This is a genomic window from Psychrobacter sp. T6-5 (assembly GCF_052258485.2).
Taxonomy (GTDB): Bacteria; Pseudomonadota; Gammaproteobacteria; order Pseudomonadales; family Moraxellaceae; genus Psychrobacter.
The window spans coordinates 2687684-2708474 of record NZ_JBQQEY020000001.1 but is presented as its reverse complement, the minus strand read 5'-3'; the positions used below and the strand labels follow the sequence as shown (position 1 = coordinate 2708474).

The window sequence follows — 20791 nt, the reverse complement described above, 5'->3', positions numbered from 1 at the left end:
AATTTCATAATGAAAATTGCTAAAGTTTTAGTAGGTAATCCAAGCAATCGGAAAGGTTTTTTTAATAATGTTATTGAAAGAACTAAGCATTTAATGGCGATTGAGTCTGAAGTTGACTGTTATATGATCAGAATAGATTATGGAATAGTCATGAGAATACTAAAAAGGCAATTTGGTAAATCAGTTTTAGATGAGTTTTACACAATAGACGGAATAACTTTCAAAAACTTATGGATAAAAATGGGTGCGCTTGACTACTTGTTAACCCACCGTTTACATAGAAATATCGTTCTTTCTGAAAAACAGTTAGAGAATTATCTACCAATCTTTGAACAGTATGATTTACTTTCCTCACATGGTATAGAGGCCTCATACCTTTCTAAACTTGTCAAGAATAGATATTCTATCCCATTTATTACCACTTGGCATGGATCGGATATCAACATCACACCATCTAAAAGTACAAAGTCTAAACAAAAAATCAAACAGCTATTAGAATCAGCAAACCATAATTTCTTTGTAAGTAAGAAACTGTTAGAAACCGCAAGCACGATTAGTATTAAAGCTAAAAAGAGTGTTCTATATACTGGCCCTTCTTCTGCATTTTACAGATATGACGATGCACGTAGGATAGAAATTATTGAAAAGTACAGCATTAATACTAGCCATGTTGTAGGATTTATTGGCAATTTTGTGTCTATTAAAAACGTACTATTATTACCTGAAATTTTTTTAAAGCTACAGAACTCTTTAGATGATATTAGTTTTGTAATTGTAGGAAATGGTGAGTTAGAGCGGAAGCTTAAAGAGAAGTTAGCTAAAAGCAAAATTAAGAATCTACATATGCTTGGCAAACAAGAGCCTGAAAACGTGGCTGAAATTATGAATATGTTGGACGTACTTATATTACCCAGTTTGAATGAAGGTTTACCAAGAGTAACGTTAGAAGCTCAAGCTTGTGGCGTGCATGTAGTAGGGTCTAATCGTGGCGGTATTCCAGAAGCAATTGGTAGTTCTAACTGTTTTGAGCTAGATGAAAACTTCATTGATGCCATAAGCGCTCGTATTTTGATATTACTGAAAAATAAGAGTTTGGCTAAGTTATCAAACGGTTTTTCGTGGCCTAACGCGATTAGACATGAAAGAGAGGTTCATCAAAATGTCTGTACAAAATAATATTATTTTGCATATAGCAAACGATTATGCTGGATCTAAAGTATATAAGAATTTAGTTTCCGAGTTGGATCAGATGGGTATCAAACAGACAGTATATACTGCAGTAAGAGATAGAAACAAAATTGGCAATAATCGAGTTGCTCTCAAGGTTGAAGGATCTACAATCCTATATTCAGCCATACTCAACTGGCATATAGATAGAGCACTCTATCCTTTGAAAATAGTTAAAATATATAAAGATATCCAATCAAAAATTGACTTCAATAAAGTTAAATGTATCCATGCGCATACTTGGTACAGTGATGGTGGGGTGGCTTACTTGCTATCTAAAAAGTATGATATACCTTTCATCATTGCTGTCAGGGATACTGATATAAATTTATTTCAAAAAAAGCTTATTTATGTACGTCCTCTTGGGCGAAAAATTATCAATAAAGCATCTAAAATTATTATAATATCAAAATCTTATAAAAATAAGTTATTGACTCAAAAATCATTAGTAAAAATAAAAAATCAACTAAAAGATAAACTTGAGGTTATACCCAACGGTGTTGATAGTTATTGGGTGAAAAACCGATTGTCCGAGCAAAAGAGTATAGACACAACCAATGTTATTAACATCTTATATATTGGTACCTTTTTAAACCGGAAACAAATATTAAATCTACAAAAGGCAATTATATCAATTGATAATGATCATAGTAATAGGGTGAAACTGCATCTGGTAGGTGGTGGTGGTGATGACGAATCAGCAGTCTTGCAATTGGTTCAAGATCATCCGAAATTGATGACTTATCATGGTGAAGTTCATGATAAGGCAACGCTAAAAGATATCTTTCAGAGTTGCGACATCTTTGCTATGCCCTCTCTTACTGAAACTTTCGGCTTAGTTTATGTAGAGGCCATGTTACAAGGTATGCCTATTTTATATACTGAAGGACAAGGTATAGACGGTTTTTATAATGAAAATATCGGAGAAAAGGTGAGTAATCACAGTGTCGATACTATAAAAAAAGCACTCAAAACTATGATTGATAATCCTAATAAGTACTCAATTCCTATTAGCAAAATAGCTAAAGCCCATGACTGGAACTCGATAGCTAGACAGTATGAAAGTATTTATCGAAATTTATAAAATAATAGCTTGAAAGTTCTAACTGAAGTTTTGTCTATTCATAAATAGTTTATAGGTTTTAAAAATGAAAATCATATATTTACACCAATATTTTACTACACCTCAAATGTCTGGTGGTACTAGGTCGTACGAAATGGCTAAACGTATGGTTGTTGCAGGTCATGAAGTCAATATGGTAACCAGTTTTAGAGAGAAAAATGATGAGCACGCTGATTGGTTTACTACAAATGAGGCGGGTATTAAAGTACATTGGTATCCTGTACCCTATTCTAATGATATGAGTTACTCTCAACGAATAAAAGCTTTTATAAGCTTTGCATATAAAGCCAAGAAAAAGGCAGTCTCGCTATCAGGCGATGTGGTGTTTGCGACAAGCACACCGCTAACCATTGGTCTACCTGCTGTTATGGCTGCTCGCAAGCTCAAAATTCCTATGGTATTTGAAGTGCGTGATCTTTGGCCAGAAATGCCCATTGCGATGGGTGCCCTTAAAAATCGCACATTACAGCGTGTAGCTAAAAGATTAGAAAATTGGACGTACCAAAACTCTGACGCTATTGTTGCATTATCACCTGGTATGAAAGATGGCGTTGTAAAAACAGGCTATCCTAGTAATAAGGTGGCTGTTATCCCTAATAGTAGTGATAATTTTGAGTTTACTTATAATGAGTCTGATGCAGAAAAGTTTCGTACAGATCGTACTTGGCTGGGTTCTAGACCTTTATTAGTATATGCTGGTACTCTTGGTAAAGTTAATGGTGTTGACTACATAGTTAAAGTAGCTAAAGAGCTAAAAAATCTAAACTCCAATATTAGAATTCTATTAGTGGGGGATGGAAAGGAAAAAAACAATATAATGAAGGAAGCTAAAGACTTAGGAGTTTTTGAACAAAATGTCTTTTTCGAGGCTGCTATGTCAAAAGGAGATATGCCCATTTTATTTGGTGCTGCTACCATGACATCTAATTTAGTCATAGACCTTCCTGAAGCAAGAGCAAACTCCGCTAATAAATTTTTTGATTCTCTAGCCGCTAGTAAGCCTATACTTATAAATCATGGTGGCTGGATATATGATTTAGTCAAATCACATGAATGTGGATTAGCCGTGTGGCAACAACCTGTAGAAGTAGTTGCAGAACAACTGCACGAGAAAATGAATGACAAGACATGGTTGGCACAAGCAGGTTTATCCGCTCGTAAATTGGCTGAGAAAGAGTTCGATAGAGATGTTCTTGCTGCGCAGCTTATATCTATTCTGGATTTAGCGCTTCAAGATAAAACTGATAATGTAGAAATTAGAGCACCTGGTAAATATTTATAGGATTAAGATATGAAAATAGCAATTGCTGGAACGGGATATGTGGGTCTTTCTAATGCCATGCTTTTAGCTCAGTATAATGAAGTAGTAGCGGTTGATATAGTGTCAGAAAAGATTGACTTACTTAATGCGAAGAAATCACCGATTGAGGATACGGATATCCAGTCCTTTTTAGATAATAATCAACTAAATTTTAAGGCAACACTTGATGAGCAAGAAGCATATAAAGATGCTGATTTTGTCATTATTGCTACCCCTACTAATTATGATACCAAAACTAATTATTTTGATACTCGAAGTATAGAATCAGTCATTACTGTTGTGACTGATATTAACCCAGAGGCTACAATAGTCATTAAATCTACAGTACCAGTTGGATACACTGAAGAAGCTAAAGAAAAATTTAATACTAAAAATCTTATATTCTCTCCTGAATTTTTACGTGAAGGAAAGGCGTTGCATGATAATTTATATCCGTCACGTATTATCATTGGTGAAGATTCCAAGATAGCAAAAGAATTTGCCAATCTGTTATTACAAGGTGCAGTTAAAAAAGATGTCGATGTATTGTTTATAGGAAATACTGAAGCTGAAGCTGTTAAATTATTTTCTAATACTTATTTGGCGATGCGTGTTGCCTACTTTAATGAGCTAGACAGCTATGCTCAATCATTAAGCTTAGATAGTAGACAGATTATTGAAGGAGTGGGTTTAGATCCACGTATTGGTAATCACTATAATAATCCATCATTTGGTTATGGTGGATATTGTTTGCCTAAAGACACAAAGCAGCTGTTAGCCAATTACGAACAAGTACCTAATAATATTATTCGTGCTATTGTTGATGCAAATCGTACGCGTAAAGATTTTATTGCAGAATCTGTGTTGGAAAGAAAGCCTAAAGTAGTAGGTATATACCGTTTAATAATGAAAACTGGATCGGATAATTTTAGAGCCAGTGCTATGCAAGGGGTTATGAAACGTATAAAAGCTAAGGGAGTCGAAGTCATTGTTTATGAGCCAGCTTTAGAAGAAAATGAATTTTTTGGTTCACAAGTATTCCGTGATTTAGCTAAATTTAAGGAAAGGGCTGATGTTATTTTGACTAACCGTTTGGCAAAAGAATTAGAAGATGTCACTGAAAAAGTATTTACGCGTGATTTATTCGGTAGCGATTAGAAATCGGTATAACAGAAAATATTTGGTAAGTTGGGTTTGAAATGATAAAACGACTGTTTGATATCGTAGCAGCTTCTAGCGCACTTGTGGCCTTAGCGCCTGTCTATGCGGTGACTGCTTACAAGGTAAAGAAAAACTTGGGCTCGCCTGTCTTGTTTCGTCAAGTGCGTCCAGGTAAACATGGTGTTCCTTTCGAGATGATTAAATTTCGCTCTATGAGGGACGCTGTTGATGACCATGGTGATTTACTCCCAGACAGTGAGCGGCTGACACCTTTTGGTAAGGCTTTAAGGAATAGTAGTCTAGACGAGTTGCCAGAGCTGTGGAATGTAATAAAGGGCGATATGAGTCTCGTTGGCCCAAGACCTTTGTTAATGCGCTATATGGAATATTATACAGAAGAGGAGTGTAAGCGCTTTGATGTTCGTCCTGGCATTACCGGTCTGGCTCAGGTAAGTGGTCGCAACTTCTTATCTTGGGAAGAACGTTTCAAATTAGATGTGTACTATGTGGATAATTTAAGTTTGTTGTTAGATTTAAAAATAATATTATTAACCTTAAAAAAAGTATTAAAAAGTGAAGGGGTGGCAGATTTAACAAGCTTATCGATGGAGGATTTAGATAAAGAGAGAGGTAGTAATGAGGGTCGATAAATTATCTTTTATATTTTCTGAGCAAGTAAATAATTTATATAAAAATGAAATCGAAAAAAATTATTTGATAGGTACAGTATATTATAATAAAAAACTAATTTGCTATTTAGATTCCATTTTTGATGAAAAAGAACATAGATTTTATGGAATTGTAGAAGATGGAAATTTGTTGGCCGTAATTCATTGTAAAGAAACTAAGAGTTTTTTACACATAAATAATATTGTAGTCAGAAACGAATATCAAGGTAATGGTTACGGCAGACTATTAATGTCTTTTATTATCAAAAAATCACAGGAAAAAAATATCGATATTTCGCTTGATGTAGATGCAAAAAATATAAGAGCAGTTAGTTGGTATAAAGATTTAGGTTTTAAAGTAGTTGAAAACAATCATATCAAAGTATTTAACTTTGAAGGTGGTTATGAAAGTAATATCAAGATTTATGATAGACATTGTTATAATAAATTTGGGTTCTCTAATGCATCTGTAAACGATATAGATTTTTTCTTGATAGAACCTAATGTGTTCAAGTATAAAGGTCAAAGTGTTCTGAATTTACAAGATTTATATACTTTCAAGGAATATATTAATGGATTCTTAGTTGTTGATTCAAGTTTTTTAGATGATGATGTTGATTTATCATTTTTTTATGAAAAATTAGTCTTTAGGATGGTAAAAAATGTCGCTTGATATAATTAAAGATTGCATTTCTTGGAACAAACTAGTTGATGATTTTGAGCATGATTTTTACCATACATGGGAGTTTCATAATTTATCTTATATTAACAATGAAGGTACTCCTGTTTTATTTTTATTTAAGTACGAAGATAAAGTTTTATTATTTCCTTTGTTAGAGAGAGATATTATAGGAACAGAAAAGAAAGATTTAGTCAGTGTTTACGGTTATCCAGGACCTCTATTTTCAACAGATAATGTTGAAGATCAAAATATTTTGTTAAATAAGGCTTTCGAAGAAATTAGCAGTCTTGGTTATGTTTCTTTGTTTTCTAGGCTTCACCCAATTATAAACAGCCAAGCCATTGAAAATAGTACTAAACTAGGTGAGATTGTATACTTTGATTTAAATGAAAGTTTGGAAGATATATATGCTTCTATGCGTAAAGTACATAGAAGAGACGTTCGAAAATTGAAGAAATCAGATTTTATTTTGAAGAGACACTACAAAGCTATATCTGAAAATATCAGCGAGTTCAAGAAAATCTATGATTTAACTATGGATAAACTTGGTGCTAGTAGTTATTACTATTTTGATGAAAACTTCTATGAGAAACTATTTTCTAGTGATAATTTTAAGGCGATGTTATATACAGTTTATTTTGAAGATCAGGCTGTAGCTTCTGCTGTTATGATGCATACTAGTGTATTTGGAGAGTATCATTTAAGCGGGACATTGCCAGAATTTTATAGAGATCATCCGATGAAACTGATTCTTGCTTGTGCAATGGAAGATATGCATAGCGCTGGTTTAAAGTATTTTATTCTTGGTGGAGGAGTTGGCTCTAAGAAAGATTCTTTATTTGATTTTAAGTACGGTTTTGCTAGAAATACTAAGAGTTTTTCTATAGTGAAAAGAATATTTGATTCAGAGACATATGATGTTTTAACTAGAAGAAATTTTGAAAGTCTTAATATTGACTACGAGAAAAGTCAGATCAATTACTTTCCATTATATAGATATAGTGAGTAAAGATATGTTAAATAATAAATTCTCACCATGGCCAAGCTTTACACAAGAAGAAGCCGACAAAGTCAGCGCTATTTTGTTATCCAACAAGGTAAACTACTGGACAGGTCAAGAAGGGCGCGAGTTTGAAAAGGAGTTTGCCGCATGGGCAGACAGTAAATATGCGGTCGCGGTTGGCAATGGTACGCTTGCCTTAGATGTGGCATTAAAAGCATTAGATATCGGTGCTGGTGATGAAGTGATTGTCACACCGCGCACCTTTATTGCCAGTATCTCTTGTGTGGTTAATGCAGGTGCGACGCCTGTATTTGCGGATGTGGATGCCGAGACTGGCAACATCTCGCCTGAGACCATCAAAGCAGTATTGACCGATAAAACCAAGGCCATCATTTGCGTGCATTTAGCAGGCTGGCCTTGCGATATGGATGGCATTATGGCATTGGCGGATGCGCATAATTTATACGTCATTGAAGACTGCGCGCAGGCACACGGTGCCACCTATAAAGGACGCAGTGTGGGCAGCATCGGTCATGTGGGCGCATGGAGCTTTTGCCAAGATAAAATCATGACCACAGGCGGTGAAGGCGGCATGGTCACCACCAATGACGAGCAATTATGGCGCACCATGTGGGCTTATAAAGACCACGGTAAAAGCTACGCTGCTGTCTATGAAAAAAAGCACCCACTTGGCTATCGCTGGCTGCATGAAAGCTTTGGTACCAACTGGCGCATGCCTGAAATGCAATCTGCTATTGGGCGTATTCAGTTGACGCGGATGAGCGATTGGACACAAAAGCGCACACAAAATGCGCAGGCGATCTTGGATGCGTGCGCGCGCTGGGAAGACAAAGGCTATATGTCTGTCCCGCGTTTAGAAAACAGCGCAGATTTTGCAGATGCCAAACATGCGTATTATAAGCTGTACGTTTACGTAAAGCCTGAAAATCTGCCTGAAGGCTGGACACGTGATAGCATCATCGCTGCTATTAATGAGCAAGGCGTGCCGTGCTTTTCAGGCTCGGCATCTGAAGTATATTTAGAAAAAGCCTTTGATGATACAGCGCTGCGTCCCAAAGAACGTCTGCCAGTTGCCAAGGCGCTTGGTGAGACGAGCCTCATGTTCTTGGTGCATCCGACATTGACAGAGGCAGAGGTTACGCAAACTGTTCAGGCTTTAGGCAAAGTCCTTGCTCGTATCGATGCGGATGCAGACGCTAAATAAACGATGATCAATTAAGACTTATCTATTCTGGATAAGTACACTTTATAAAGAGTAGATAATTATGTCTAAACAAAGAAAGTACAAGCAGCTGAGTGTGTTAGTAGGGCTGGGTATGGTATCCATGCTAACCTCAGCACAGAATTTGTATATGAATGATATGAAGCTAAAATCAGAGCTAGAATGGTTAAATGCACAAGGCGTCACTCACATTAGTACCAGCACATGGCCTTTAACTGCTAATGAAATTACAAAAGCAATCACTACGGCTCAGGTGAGTACTGACACACAGCAAAAAGTACTACAGTCAGTTCGTGCAACACTTGCTAAAAACTCCAACTCCTTAGTGAAGGCGGAAGTAGATGCTTATGTACAGACCGATCGTCAGCAGTTGCCGCAAACTTTTGCTGATAACCATTTAGCAGGGCAAGAGGTTTCAGCAGCGCTCAGTTTGAGTGAAGAAAATTGGGAGATGAAACTTCAAGCCAATCTAAAAAACGACAGTTTGCTTGAAGACAGCAACGACTTGAGTTTTGAAGGTTCATATATTGCTGGCTCTGCTGCCAATCAATGGTTGATTGCCGGTCAGATCCCGACATGGTGGGGCCCCGGTACTGACGGCAGTTTGATTCGTGGCGATGCCAGTCGTCCTGTTGCAGGTATCACCATGCAACGTGATGAGCAAAATGCACCAACATCACCTTATCTTTCATGGGTTGGTCCATGGCAGTATCAGTTATTTGCAGGTCAACTTGAAGATTATGATGCCGTACCAGATGCTAAGCTATTTGGTGCTCGCCTTACTGCAAGTCCATGGGAGTGGTTAGAAGTTGGTGCGTCTCGAACCTTTATGTGGGGCGGGGAAGGTCGTCCAGAGAGTTTTAGCTCCTTTGGTGATGCTGTTTTAGGCACTAAAGATAATGGTGACAATGGTGCTACGATTGGTGAAGACCCTGCTAACCAATTAGGTGGTTTTGATGCGCGTATGAATCTTGCGCCTTTGGTAAATATTCCAGCCACAGTATACGCGCAGTATGTGGGCGAAGATGAGGCGGGCGGGCTACCAGCGAAGAACATGTACCTTGCTGGTGCTGACTACGCTTCTGAAGCTTATGGAAAACCATATCAATTGTATACAGAGTATGCAGACACACGTACCAGTGGCGAAGTCCGAGGCGTATCCTATGATCATGGTACGTATACTGATGGTTACTACCAGCAAGGCTATCCACTCGGGCATTCTTTGGGCGGCGATGCAGAGAGCATATCAGTAGGTGGCAAGTTATGGTTAGATAGTCGAAACTTTGTAAATACAAAACTGCAATATGCTAAAGTCAATCAGTCAGGAGAATTAGATCGTCGCACTGGAAAGTCTGATAACCAAGCATTTCCAATGAAAGATAAGCTGACAGCTATTGATATATCATGGGCGCATCAGTTGAATCCAAAAACTTTAGTGACATCTCGCTTATGGGGCGTAGACTCTGATACCCAGTCAAGCGATATTGGAGCAGGCGTTGGGCTAGAGTTTCAGACTTATTAGCCCTAGTCTATAGCGGCTAATAAATGACGTGAATATATGAGAGTAAAATGGTCTACTAGATGATAGTAGGCCATTTTTTTATTGTATCCCAATACACGCTAGGATTTTGCAGCGTACACAGGTACAATATTATTATCAGTCAAAGGTTGACGAAGCAAAAGACAGGCATGCAAAGTACTTGCACGCGCTGTCTTTATTTTTTTATATCGTACCCTCTATTGGAGTTACTATGTCTATTGCCCACGAGTCCGCCACCGTTTTGGACGGCAAAGCACTTGCCAAACAAATAGAACAGGATCTACGCACGCGCGTGGATGCGATCAAAGATAAAACGGGACGCACCCCAAGCTTAGCGACGATATTGGTTGGTGACGATCCAGCCTCTGCCACTTATGTTCGTATGAAAGGCAATGCTTGCAAGCGTGTTGGCATGGACTCTATACGCGTTGAGATGCCGAGTGCCACGACCACTGAGCAGCTCATGGCAAAGATCGATGAGCTAAACAGCAATCCAGATGTACACGGTATTTTGTTGCAGCATCCAGTCCCTGAACATATCGATGAGCGCGCATGCTTTGAGCAAATCGACTTGGCAAAAGACGTCGATGGCGTGACTTGTCTTGGTTTCGGTCGTATGGCGATGCAGCAATCCGCTTATGGCTCGTGCACACCGCAAGGCATCATGCATCTATTAGAGCATCATAATATCGAGCTTGCGGGTAAAGAAGCGGTGGTCGTAGGCCGTAGTGCTATTTTGGGTAAGCCAATGGCGATGATGCTATTGAATGCGAACTGTACGGTGACTATCTGTCATTCAAGAACGCAAGACTTAGAGTCTCATATTAAGCGTGCCGATATTGTAGTTGGTGCTGTGGGTGTGCCTGAGCTGATCAAAGCCGCTTGGATCAAAGCTGGTGCGGTAGTCGTTGATGCTGGTTTCCATCCAACGGATAACGGCGGTGTTGGTGACATTGAAATGCAAGGCATGGAAAACATTGCTAGCGCGTATACACCAGTGCCAGGCGGTGTTGGCCCAATGACCATCAACACGCTTATTCGCCAGACGGTCGATGCGGCTGAAAAATCAGCAGGTTTGGGTATTAACTAAAAAGATAGTCATGTGAGTGCTGATCGCCGATAGATAAGGGGCTTGAGGCAAAGTAGCCTCAGGCCAAATCAACCACCCCTCAGTTGATAGGACCTAAAAATGGCTAAAAAAGACGTAGGTATTCATGAGCGACTACAAGGTATTGGCAGAGAGTTTGTCGATGTCTGTCATTACGTTATCTTATTTTTAATCAGTGTGGTGGTGGTCTGGACAGCAGGTAAAGAGTTTATCTATATTGTCCAAAAAGGCTCAGCGGATTTAAAAGATATTTTGATGCTATTCATTTATCTTGAGCTGCTGGCTATGATAGGAATTTACTTTAAAACCCATCGTCTGCCAGTACAGTTTTTGATATTTATTGCCATAACGGCTTTATCACGACATCTAGTGGTCGATGTGCAGGCAGTGTCAGATTATTTTCATCTATGGTTGCTGGCCACGATTTCTGTGGCAATCATGCTATTGAGTGGGGCTATTGTGATACTGACTTGGACGGCAAAAACATTTGGTCGCCCAGAAGACAATCTTGATAAACAGTATGCAAATTTAACGGTCAAGGCTATGCTGCCTGATAATGCGCAAGCGCCAGATAGCCATACCAAGCACCGCCGCGAATAACGGCAATAGTGAGTCGCGTTCTAGAGGTTGGTAAACGTTCTAAAGTTAGAGTGATATAAAAAGGGCAGTCATCATGACTGCCTTTTTGTGCTTTAAAAATAAGTCACTAGATGTTATGTGCTGAACTGTTACGTGCCAATATTAATAATGACAGACAGCGACTATAGTAAAAATATTCTAAAAATGCGGCGGTATTACTGATAACGATTTTTGTCGCTTCTGTCTGCGCAGATACAGCAAGTAAGAACAATTGGTAACAGCCATGCGTGAGGTATCAATATTATTTTTCACTGACCATCTCTTTAGACACAACCGCTACCCCTTAGATCTTAGATGCCGCGTACGAAAGTCAGTAAGGTATCTTTTTCCGTTGGTGTCAGCGCTTTAAAGCGTGATTTTGTGGTCTCTGCTTCGCCACCATGCCATAAGATGGCTTCTTCCAAACTGCTGGCACGCCCATCATGTAAAAATCTGGCGTCTGGGTCACGTGCGACAATACCAATACCCCACAGCGGCGGTGTGCGCCACTCAAAGCTTTCGGCATCTTTTTCTTTGACCCCATCATCAAGGCCTGCGCCCATATCATGCAAAAGCAAGTCGGTGTAGGGATAGATGGTCTGCTGAGATAAGACAGAAAAGCGTGTGCTGTCTCCAGTGGTTTGTTTGGGGGTATGACAGCTGGCGCAGCCAACTTGGGTAAATAACGTCGCGCCTTTATTAAAGGTTGCTAGATCATTGATACGGCGTTCGGGTACAGCTAGCGCCGTCATAAAGTCTACAACAGCACTTAAGCTGCTGTCGGATATTTCAGGACTACCGCCATTGGCCGCTGTCCAGCAAATCGGCTGATTGATAGTGCAGTTCGGGTCTATAAATAAAGAAGTCGTCAGCCCCATATCCTGCGACATGGCATTGGCATTTTGATTGCGCAAGCTTGAGTTGATGGCCTTCCAGCCAAAACGGCCAACGTGGCGTTGTTGCCCATTATTCACCCAATGCACCCGTCCACTAATACCATCTTGATTAAGGTCATCAGGATCGGCCGCAGCAATGATATTTGCTTCTGGAATCAAATCGATCAGGCCCATACCTACCAGCTGCGGTGAGATACGCCCGCTCAAGGATTTGGTACCTAAGGGCTGATTGGGGTTGGCTGGCGTAAAGTCAAAGCGCACGCCAGTAGGGGCTTGGTCGGTGGCTGCTACTGGCTGATAGCGAACTTGTCCTTCAGGAAGGATACTCGGATCAATGCTTTGGTGCTGTATTTGTCCGCCATAATAATCGTGAGCAGCGCCTTGGGCGTCTCCTGCCCGAAACAATATGGCATCACTAAGGGCGCCATTATCGACATAGACAGGCATGCGCCCTTCGTCGCTGTGACACTCAGAGCATGAGGTAGCATTAAATAAAGGCCCAAGACCATCGAACAGTACGCGCCCTTCGTTGGCAGGTCGCCACTCAGTGATAAACAGCTCACGCCCTGCTGACACGCCACTTAGCGTATTAGTAGGCAAGCTGGGAATGATCTGTAAAAAAGGCCGCGTGATGTCAGCATCAATCGTCGCATTGCCGCCAGCAGGTAGCCAATTGGTGTCGGTTGGATCCTCTGTCGGATCAGGGGTGGTCGGTATTGTAGGGTCGCTTGGATTGGGTACAGGGCTGGCAGCCGTCTCATCTGAGCCGCCGCAACCAGTCAATATCGTACTCAAACTTAGGAGTATAGGGCATAGTAAAGTAAGGGTCGACATGGGTTTTGCAGTCTGTGTGGCCAAAAAAGGCAGGGTATTAAAGGGTGAAGACATGGGGTTACCTAAAAATGGATTACCTAAAAAACGTGTTGGTCAGCCGCAACTGTGTTCACCATCAAGCATAAAAGCGGAATGGTCAAATCCGCCTTTTTGATGAGATATTACAAGTTAAGCAAAGCGACCAAAAGTAATGATAGCGTTACGTATGGCAAGGCTTGACTATTGATCTGCCGCTGAGCTTGGTAAGCTGATTGGAATAGGCGTGTTATACATCCATACATTTGCCGTATCAGGACTGCCTAATGATCCCTCATAACTCCAGCCCCAAGTGTATAATTGTTCATCCTTGTCTTGAGCAATAAAGTGCAATGCGCCCATTGCCATATTGTCGATATTGACCAGATTGGGTAGTTTGTCGGTTGGTTCACTTAACTCCTGATACACAGTATTACCGGAACTATTGGTCTCTCCAAACATACCCCAAGGGTAGAGCTTACCATTGGTGAGTAAAACATAGCTGGTATTACCATTGGCATAGATTTGCTGCACGTCTTTGTTCTCAAACCACGGCAGCTTTGTGGGGGAGGTTATGGTCCCCTCCCAAACGTTGTCACTACCAGCAGGCGGCGCTGTCTTATAACCGACTTGGTTTTGGGCGTTGAGTCCCCAGCCGTATACTGAATTTTTACTGGTCAGTGCCAATATATGGTCACGTCCAGCCGCCAGCTGTATCACTTTTTCAGCATCAGACTCGGGGTTTAGCGTATCGGTAGTGTTGGTAGTTGCTGGCGGGATGACAGTGATGCGTACAGGTTTAGATGTGACATTGGTACAGCCTTCATAGGTTTTGCAGGCAGTGCCGCGCCCAAGATTGGCATAGTCATCTGTGCCCCATCCCCAAACCTGCCCTTTATCATCCAGTGCATAAGAGCTATCAGAGCTGGCAGCCACTTGAATAATACGTCCCACATTGTTGGCTTCTGAAAAGTCAACTTGTACAGGTAAATTACTGTTGTCAGTTGTGCCGTCTCCTAACTGACCCGCAGTGTTTTTACCAAATGCCCACACACTGCCATCTTCTGTCAGCACAAGACTGTGTCTGTAACCTGTTGCAATCATCACCGCATTGTCGATGTTGTCGACCGCACCGATGTCAAGGACACAATCATTAGTACTGACGCAGCTACTGTGCCCTTGCGGTCCGCGGCCCAGCTGATCAAATCTATCATCCCCCCAGCTATAGACGCGTCCGTCTTCAGAGATGGCCAGAGAATGGTTTTGGTTGAAGTTTAGGCTGACGAACTTCGTCTGTGCGGTATTGATAAGCATCGGGGTGTTTGGATGTTGTGGGTTGAGCGCGTTATCTAAGACTCGTGATGTGGTTATACCAAGACCTGATTGCCCCGAATTGTTTCGCCCCCAGCTGTATAACTGACCATCTCTAAGCGCGCCAGTATGTGAGTTGCCCGCTGCAATCTTGTCGCCTAAATATACAGTTTTACTGACATTCAAAAGATTGCCAGCATTGTCTGCCGCTGTCAGCGTGATTTTATTGCTACCTGCCTTTAAGAAAATCTGATCTTCAAAATGTCCAGTGATATCAAGTGGTATATCGTGCGGTGCCTCATCGTTTAGCTGATAAGTGACCGACGCAACGCCGCCATCATCTTCTGCCATTCCAGCAATAGATACGGACGATATGGCAGTATGACCATTGGAAAAATTGCCGTCTGTCGTTAGTAGCGGTGGAGTCACATCAGGCAACGTGGTTGATGTCGAATCTGCATCATCACCGCAAGCGGTCAATAACATAGCGGTGGTGGCAAAGCAGATAGCCTGAGTCAGACGGGAAAAGCGCATAAAAACCTCAAATAAAAATGATCGCGGGGACGCAATTGTAAAATTCAAGCAACATTAATTGATAATGGTATTACAAATGATAATTATTATCAATTAATAAGTAAGGTTTATGGCTTTTTAGGGTAAAAAAAATGATATTAATTATTAGGTCAGTCCGATTGAGTGTCCTTTATCGTCATGGTTAAAACGTGGGCACGACCTAGGCAAGCCGTTTATGTTTAGTATAATCGGTCTATAATTATAGAGTGGTAGGACGGTGGTGATTATGACATAAGGCAGCATTATAGCTAATCTGCTTTAGTCAATTTATAGTACAGAGATACTCAACATAACTTAAAAATGCTACGATACTGCTGAAATAAATTTTTGTAGCTTCTGTCTGATCAGGCATAGAAAGCAAGAAAATTGATAGCAGCCGTGAGTGATGTATCGATGTTATTTTTCGCTGACTATAGCTAAAAAGCATTGCCGAGAATAGATGTCTGCTAACGACATAAAAAAACTACCCAAATAGGTAGCCCTTTTTTATATGTGAATGAGTTATCACAACCATTTGAGTCGTTTAAAGTTGTAATACAAGAAGCTACAAAGAGTGATGATGATTATCATAATAATGAAGTAAGCGTACTTCCAATGGAGCTCGGGCATAAAATCAAAGTTCATACCATAGATACCAGCGATGGCGGTTGGTACGGCGAGGATACCTGCCCACGCCGCAAGTTTCCGTACGACTTCGTTCTGTCCCATATTGACCATCGCCATATAAGTGTTCATGACCACGCTTAGCATCTCATTAAGACCATTAATGGCATCCAATGAGTGCAGAAGATGGTCATTCACATCGCGAAAATATGGCTTAGCTGCTTGAGAAAATCCTGAGACTATCTCGCTTTTTTTATGATTGATAAAGAAGCTACAGATGTCCTGCACGGGTAGGATGATAGCGCGCATATGTACCAGCTGTGATTTGAGCTGATACAGATTTTTTAATGTACCTTTATCAAATTCATAGGTGAAAACATAACGCTCTTGCTCACGCAAATATCGTCCCAATCGATCAGTGATCGGCATATAGTTATCAACGATAAAATCGAGTATGGCGTGGAGTACAAATATGGGACCCATGCGTAGCTTTTCTGGGCGACGATGACAGTGCTCGCGTACAGGCGCATAGGAGTTTGACGGACCATTACGAATCGTAATCAGGTAGTTTTTGCCCATAAATATCGCAGTCGTACCATAACGAATGACATTGTCTTCGAGTTTGGCCGTACGTAGCACCACAAAGACCATATCGTTATCGTAGTTTTCTACCTTGGCCCGCTGGTGGTCAGCAAAGGCATCTTCAATCGCCAATTCATGTAGATCAAAGGCGTCTTTTACCTTGACCATGGTTTCTAGGCTGGGATCGTAAAGACCGAGCCAAATAAACTGGCCATTGTTACTCAGCGCACGGCTCACATCAGTGAGAGCGATTTTGTCTAGATTTTCGCCTGTTTTTCGCGAATACGCATAGCAATTAACCACTTCATCTTTACTTGATGAATCAATGTCTTCATAGCGCTCAGAGTCAGGATCGTAGACCGTCATGGTCTCGATGGTATCCTGAGTTGTGGCTTCAGCATCGCCGTAGATATAGCTGTCATCATCATCTAGATAGAGATGCCGGTCATTCATATTGGCATAAATGTGGCTCATATTAGAGTCAGGTGCAATGTGAGCCGTTTTTTTGATTAATTGGTTATTGTCGTTTTCCACACACCCTCCCGTCATATAATAAACAGCTGCAAGAATCAAAATTTGTCTTAAGCGCAGCTGTTATTATTTGGTCGTCTTATCTATGAACAACCTTTTACAATGCATAGCTTTTTAGCGTGTCGATATCTACTAATGCCAATAGGCTCTCGTGGCAAGCTTCTAGTTTTATCTGCGGAGCAATTTCGAAATCTAGTGCTTCAACCCAACGCAGGGCGCAGATACACCAGTAATCACCAGGCTTGAGACCGGCAAAGTTATATTCAGGCAAAGGAGTGATAAGGTCATTGCCACGACTGGCTGAGAAGTTTAAAAACTCGCTGGTCATCTTGGCACAAACGGTATGTTGACCAACATCATGGTTGCCCGTATGACAAAAGCCATTGCGATAATAGCCAGTGATAGGGTCGAAGCAACAGCTGGCAAGTGCTGTACCTAAGACATTGGTTTGGTTGATGGCAGGGTTTGGGTGGTAATCAGATGACATAAGGCTTCCGAGATAAAAATATGTGTTAGTGTACCATGAGTCTGTATTGATGACGCTGCCGTAATCATGCTCATCAGTGTATGTATAACAAAAAATAAACGCTATTGTCGTCTGTTACTGCCGAGCTAAATATATGAGTGTTAACGGCTACCTCTACCGTACTAATGAGAAGCACTTAGACAGTAATTAGATGCGGATTGTGGCTAATTGTCACTAGGCGAACCTTGAGTGCTATGCTAAACTAAAGCATAAAGTGCCTTGATTATTTGTCGCAATTTTTTAGCGCATAAAGATACTCGTCTTATCATTCTAAATTATACTTATTACTCACCCTCTTAAAGTCACCTGGTTTGTTTATAAATAATTGGGTCAATGATGTTGCGCGTTAAAAATAAAAACACTCGGCGTCAATACTTGGTAAAACAACCTTTGAGTACCGCATCAGTACCGCGTTTTTGGTAAGCGATACGCCAAACAAGGATTTATTGTGTCTGTTAGTTCTGATTCTGCAAAATCTGCCCAGCAAAACCCTCCAAATGAAACAGCAACTCAGTCTGCCAAAAGCAGTACTGCATCTAATAGCATGCCGTACTTGAGTAACTTTGGTAGTGATGTTGCCAATAGCTGGCTGTTGCCTGATGGGGTAGTCGATGTCCTGTTTGAAGATGCCCATAAGCAAGAAGTGCTTAGGCATCAACTGATTGAGCAGCTTATCACTCATGGTTATCAGCTGGTTTGTCCGCCGATGATTGAGTTTACTGAATCTTTGCTGAGTGATGCATCAGAAGATTTGAAGCGTCAAACCTTTAAGATTATCGACCAGTTGACAGGCCGTCTAATGGGCGTGCGCGCGGATATTACCCCGCAGATCTTGCGTATCGATGCGCATCATGGTGGTACGGGTATCGCTCGTTATTGCTACGTCGGTGATGTGATTCATACCTTGCCATCAGGATTGTTTGGCTCACGCACGCCATTGCAGCTAGGTGCTGAGATATTTGGCTGTGCATCACTGGCAGCAGATATTGAGTTGATCGATGTATTGTTTACCATGGTAAATAAACTCAATATGAGTGCAGCGCTCCATATCGATTTGGGTCACGTGGCGATATTTAAGCGTTTAGCCGAATTGGCTGAGTTGCCAGACAGCGCCACTGAGCAATTGATGTACTTATACGCCAATAAAAACCTTCCGGAATTGAAGCGTCTCTGCCGAGACTTACCGATGGGCGATGATTTTTATGTGTTGGCACGCTTTGGTCATGATATCGCAAACTTATTATCTAAATTGTCAGACGCAGCTCAACAAGACGATCAAGTCGCGACTGCTGTCGATGAGCTACAACGCCTCAAATCTTATTTAGAAAATCACTGGCAGTGCCCAGTTAGTATCGATGTGACAGAGTTGTCAGGCTACCACTATCATACAGGTATCGTGTTCAACGGTTATATCAATAGTGAGACACAGCCCCTAGTACGTGGTGGACGTTTTGACGGTATGCAAAGCCAGACGCAAACACTGCGTGCTGCCACAGGCTTTAGTATGGATGTCAGTCGCCTGCTCGCTCATACACAGCTTGATGCACCAACCACAGTACTAGTTGATTTTGCTGCTATAAATAATGCCAACGAAGATGAGATGCAGACACTCTTACAACAAGTTGAGAGTCTACGTCAGCAAGGCTATCGCGTCACTATGCCGTTAGATGCACAGGATAGTCCAGATGATGTGACGCATCGTTTGAGTTTTGCTGACAATCAGTGGCAGCTACAAACGATTTAGCTATTCATTTGTTAAGCGAGCGCTCATTAAGCACCATTTATTAGAACGCTAAGTTTTTAGATAGAAAGCTTTTTTATATAGAAAGATATCGTCAATAAAGTCACTTTAATTTTTTAGCTTTTATTGCACACACCTCAATACATAAAGGTAAGGATTGATCATGGGTAAGAATGTTGTAGTCTTGGGTAGCCAATGGGGCGACGAAGGTAAGGGTAAAATCGTTGATTTACTTACCGAAAAAGCCTCAGCAGTAGCCCGCTTCCAAGGCGGTCATAATGCTGGTCACACGTTGGTTGTCGATGGCAAAACCACGGTCTTGCATTTGATTCCATCGGGTATCTTGCGTGAAGGCGTTACTTGCTTTATCGGTAATGGCGTGGTGTTAGCACCCGACGCACTACTAAAAGAGATGAAAGAGCTAGAAGACAACAACGTACCAGTACGTGAGCGTCTACGTATCTCTCCAAACTGCCCACTTATTATGCCTTACCATGTGGCACTTGACCAAGCTCGTGAAGCCAAGCGTGGCAGCGGCAAAATTGGTACAACAGGTCGCGGCATTGGTCCTGCCTACGAAGACAAAGTTGCTCGCCGTGCGATCAAGCTTGCTGACTTGTTCCGTGAAGATCTAGAAGAAAAACTACGTAACTTAATCGAATATCACAACTTCCAACTGACTGAGTATTATAAAGTTGAAGCGATTGATTTTGATGAAACGTACAAGCTTTGCCAAGAGTGGAAAGAAGAGATTAAAGGCATGGTTACTGATGTAACTGAAGACCTAAATCAATTGCGTTTGGCTGGCAAAAACCTTATGTTTGAAGGTGCTCAAGGTACGCTACTTGATATCGACCATGGTACTTATCCGTTTGTGACCAGCTCAAGCGTAACCGCTGGTGGCGTATCAACGGGTACAGGTATTGGTCCATTATACTTAGATTATGTACTTGGTATCACTAAAGCTTACACCACGCGCGTTGGTAGTGGCCCATTCCCAACTGAATTGTTCGATGATGTTGGTGCTCACTTAGCCAAAGTCGGCCACGAGTTTGGTGCAACGACTGGTCGTGCGCGTCGCTGTGGTTGGTTCGATGCTGAAGCATTACGCCGTGCAGTGGTACTGAACTCTATGTCAGGTATCTGCTTGACCAAGCTTGACGTATTAGATGGTCTTGAAGAGTTGCTAATCGGTGTGGGTTATAACCTACCTGAGACTGAGTGTGCAGGCGCACATGATGCTGAATTCTATGAATCAGTAACGCCTAAGTACGAAACGATGCAAGGCTGGAGCGAGTCTACTGTTGGTATCACTAACTACGACGACTTACCAGAAAATGCGAAAAAATATATCAAACGTATCGAAGATTTGATCGGTTGTCCTGTTGACATCATCTCAACTGGTCCTGATCGTGAAGAGACCATCGTATTGCGTGATCCATACGATGCGTAGTTTTTAGCGCTACTGCGATTCAGTAGGCTGTAGTATCAATAAAAACCTCAGTG

The 20791-nt window shown here is 41.2% G+C and carries 17 protein-coding genes; 13 read left to right on the top strand and 4 right to left on the bottom strand.

Annotated features, from left to right (window positions below):
- Positions 1 to 9 precede the first annotated feature (9 nt).
- The 11 genes from ACTXGK_RS26195 to ACTXGK_RS26145 all read left to right on the top strand — a co-directional run bounded on the left by ACTXGK_RS26195 (position 10) and on the right by ACTXGK_RS26145 (position 11655).
- Positions 10 to 1176, top strand: a complete 1167-nt coding sequence (locus tag ACTXGK_RS26195; protein ID WP_443517598.1) for a glycosyltransferase family 4 protein — start codon at positions 10 to 12, stop codon at positions 1174 to 1176.
- A complete protein-coding gene (locus ACTXGK_RS26190) occupies positions 1160 to 2311 on the top strand; it encodes a glycosyltransferase family 4 protein (protein WP_443517599.1) in 1152 nt (383 codons plus the stop codon). The genes ACTXGK_RS26195 and ACTXGK_RS26190 overlap by 17 nt, the downstream gene beginning before the upstream one ends.
- 64 nt (positions 2312 to 2375) lie before the next feature.
- Positions 2376 to 3632, top strand: a complete 1257-nt coding sequence (locus tag ACTXGK_RS26185) for a glycosyltransferase (RefSeq protein WP_522910133.1) — start codon at positions 2376 to 2378, stop codon at positions 3630 to 3632.
- A gap of 9 nt (positions 3633 to 3641) precedes the next feature.
- Positions 3642 to 4808: a nucleotide sugar dehydrogenase gene (locus tag ACTXGK_RS26180; protein WP_443517600.1), complete on the top strand. Its 1167-nt coding sequence runs from the start codon at positions 3642 to 3644 to the stop codon at positions 4806 to 4808.
- A gap of 41 nt (positions 4809 to 4849) precedes the next feature.
- The gene (locus tag ACTXGK_RS26175; RefSeq protein ID WP_443517601.1) at positions 4850 to 5461 is read left to right on the top strand and encodes a sugar transferase; all 612 of its coding nucleotides are present in this window, start codon (positions 4850 to 4852) and stop codon (positions 5459 to 5461) included.
- Positions 5448 to 6152, top strand: coding sequence for a GNAT family N-acetyltransferase (locus ACTXGK_RS26170; RefSeq protein WP_443517602.1), 705 nt, complete (start codon positions 5448 to 5450; stop codon positions 6150 to 6152). The genes ACTXGK_RS26175 and ACTXGK_RS26170 overlap by 14 nt, the downstream gene beginning before the upstream one ends.
- Complete coding sequence (locus ACTXGK_RS26165; protein ID WP_443517603.1) at positions 6142 to 7170, top strand: GNAT family N-acetyltransferase; 1029 nt, start codon at positions 6142 to 6144, stop codon at positions 7168 to 7170. Before ACTXGK_RS26170 ends, ACTXGK_RS26165 begins: the two co-directional genes overlap by 11 nt.
- A gap of 4 nt (positions 7171 to 7174) precedes the next feature.
- Complete coding sequence (locus ACTXGK_RS26160) at positions 7175 to 8389, top strand: DegT/DnrJ/EryC1/StrS family aminotransferase (protein ID WP_443517604.1); 1215 nt, start codon at positions 7175 to 7177, stop codon at positions 8387 to 8389.
- Positions 8390 to 8450: 61 nt separating this feature from the next.
- On the top strand, positions 8451 to 9929 hold the full coding sequence (locus tag ACTXGK_RS26155; protein WP_443517605.1) for a capsule assembly Wzi family protein: 1479 nt from the start codon (positions 8451 to 8453) through the stop codon (positions 9927 to 9929).
- A 229-nt stretch (positions 9930 to 10158) separates the two neighbouring features.
- A complete protein-coding gene (gene folD, locus ACTXGK_RS26150) occupies positions 10159 to 11037 on the top strand; it encodes a bifunctional methylenetetrahydrofolate dehydrogenase/methenyltetrahydrofolate cyclohydrolase FolD (RefSeq protein ID WP_443517606.1) in 879 nt (292 codons plus the stop codon).
- A gap of 99 nt (positions 11038 to 11136) precedes the next feature.
- The gene (locus tag ACTXGK_RS26145) at positions 11137 to 11655 is read left to right on the top strand and encodes a phosphate-starvation-inducible protein PsiE (RefSeq protein WP_071003358.1); all 519 of its coding nucleotides are present in this window, start codon (positions 11137 to 11139) and stop codon (positions 11653 to 11655) included.
- Positions 11656 to 11984: 329 nt separating this feature from the next.
- Here ACTXGK_RS26145 and ACTXGK_RS26140 read toward each other — a convergent pair whose 3' ends face one another.
- The 4 genes from ACTXGK_RS26140 to ACTXGK_RS26125 all read right to left on the bottom strand — a co-directional run bounded on the left by ACTXGK_RS26140 (position 11985) and on the right by ACTXGK_RS26125 (position 17505).
- Positions 11985 to 13457, bottom strand: coding sequence for a di-heme oxidoredictase family protein (locus ACTXGK_RS26140; RefSeq protein ID WP_443517607.1), 1473 nt, complete (start codon positions 13455 to 13457; stop codon positions 11985 to 11987).
- A 165-nt stretch (positions 13458 to 13622) separates the two neighbouring features.
- Positions 13623 to 15263: an RCC1 domain-containing protein gene (locus ACTXGK_RS26135; RefSeq protein ID WP_443517608.1), complete on the bottom strand. Its 1641-nt coding sequence runs from the start codon at positions 15261 to 15263 to the stop codon at positions 13623 to 13625.
- 543 nt (positions 15264 to 15806) lie between these two features.
- Complete coding sequence (gene corA / locus ACTXGK_RS26130) at positions 15807 to 16961, bottom strand: magnesium/cobalt transporter CorA (RefSeq protein ID WP_443517660.1); 1155 nt, start codon at positions 16959 to 16961, stop codon at positions 15807 to 15809.
- 154 nt (positions 16962 to 17115) lie between these two features.
- Complete coding sequence (locus tag ACTXGK_RS26125) at positions 17116 to 17505, bottom strand: DUF2237 family protein (protein WP_394212661.1); 390 nt, start codon at positions 17503 to 17505, stop codon at positions 17116 to 17118.
- A 487-nt stretch (positions 17506 to 17992) separates the two neighbouring features.
- Here ACTXGK_RS26125 and ACTXGK_RS26120 point away from each other — a divergent pair, with 487 nt between their 5' ends.
- Together ACTXGK_RS26120 and ACTXGK_RS26115 are read left to right on the top strand one after the other, a co-directional pair.
- A complete protein-coding gene (locus ACTXGK_RS26120) occupies positions 17993 to 19288 on the top strand; it encodes an ATP phosphoribosyltransferase regulatory subunit (protein ID WP_443517609.1) in 1296 nt (431 codons plus the stop codon).
- 160 nt (positions 19289 to 19448) lie between these two features.
- Positions 19449 to 20738, top strand: coding sequence for an adenylosuccinate synthase (locus ACTXGK_RS26115; protein ID WP_075106326.1), 1290 nt, complete (start codon positions 19449 to 19451; stop codon positions 20736 to 20738).
- The last annotated feature ends 53 nt before the right edge of the window (positions 20739 to 20791 follow it).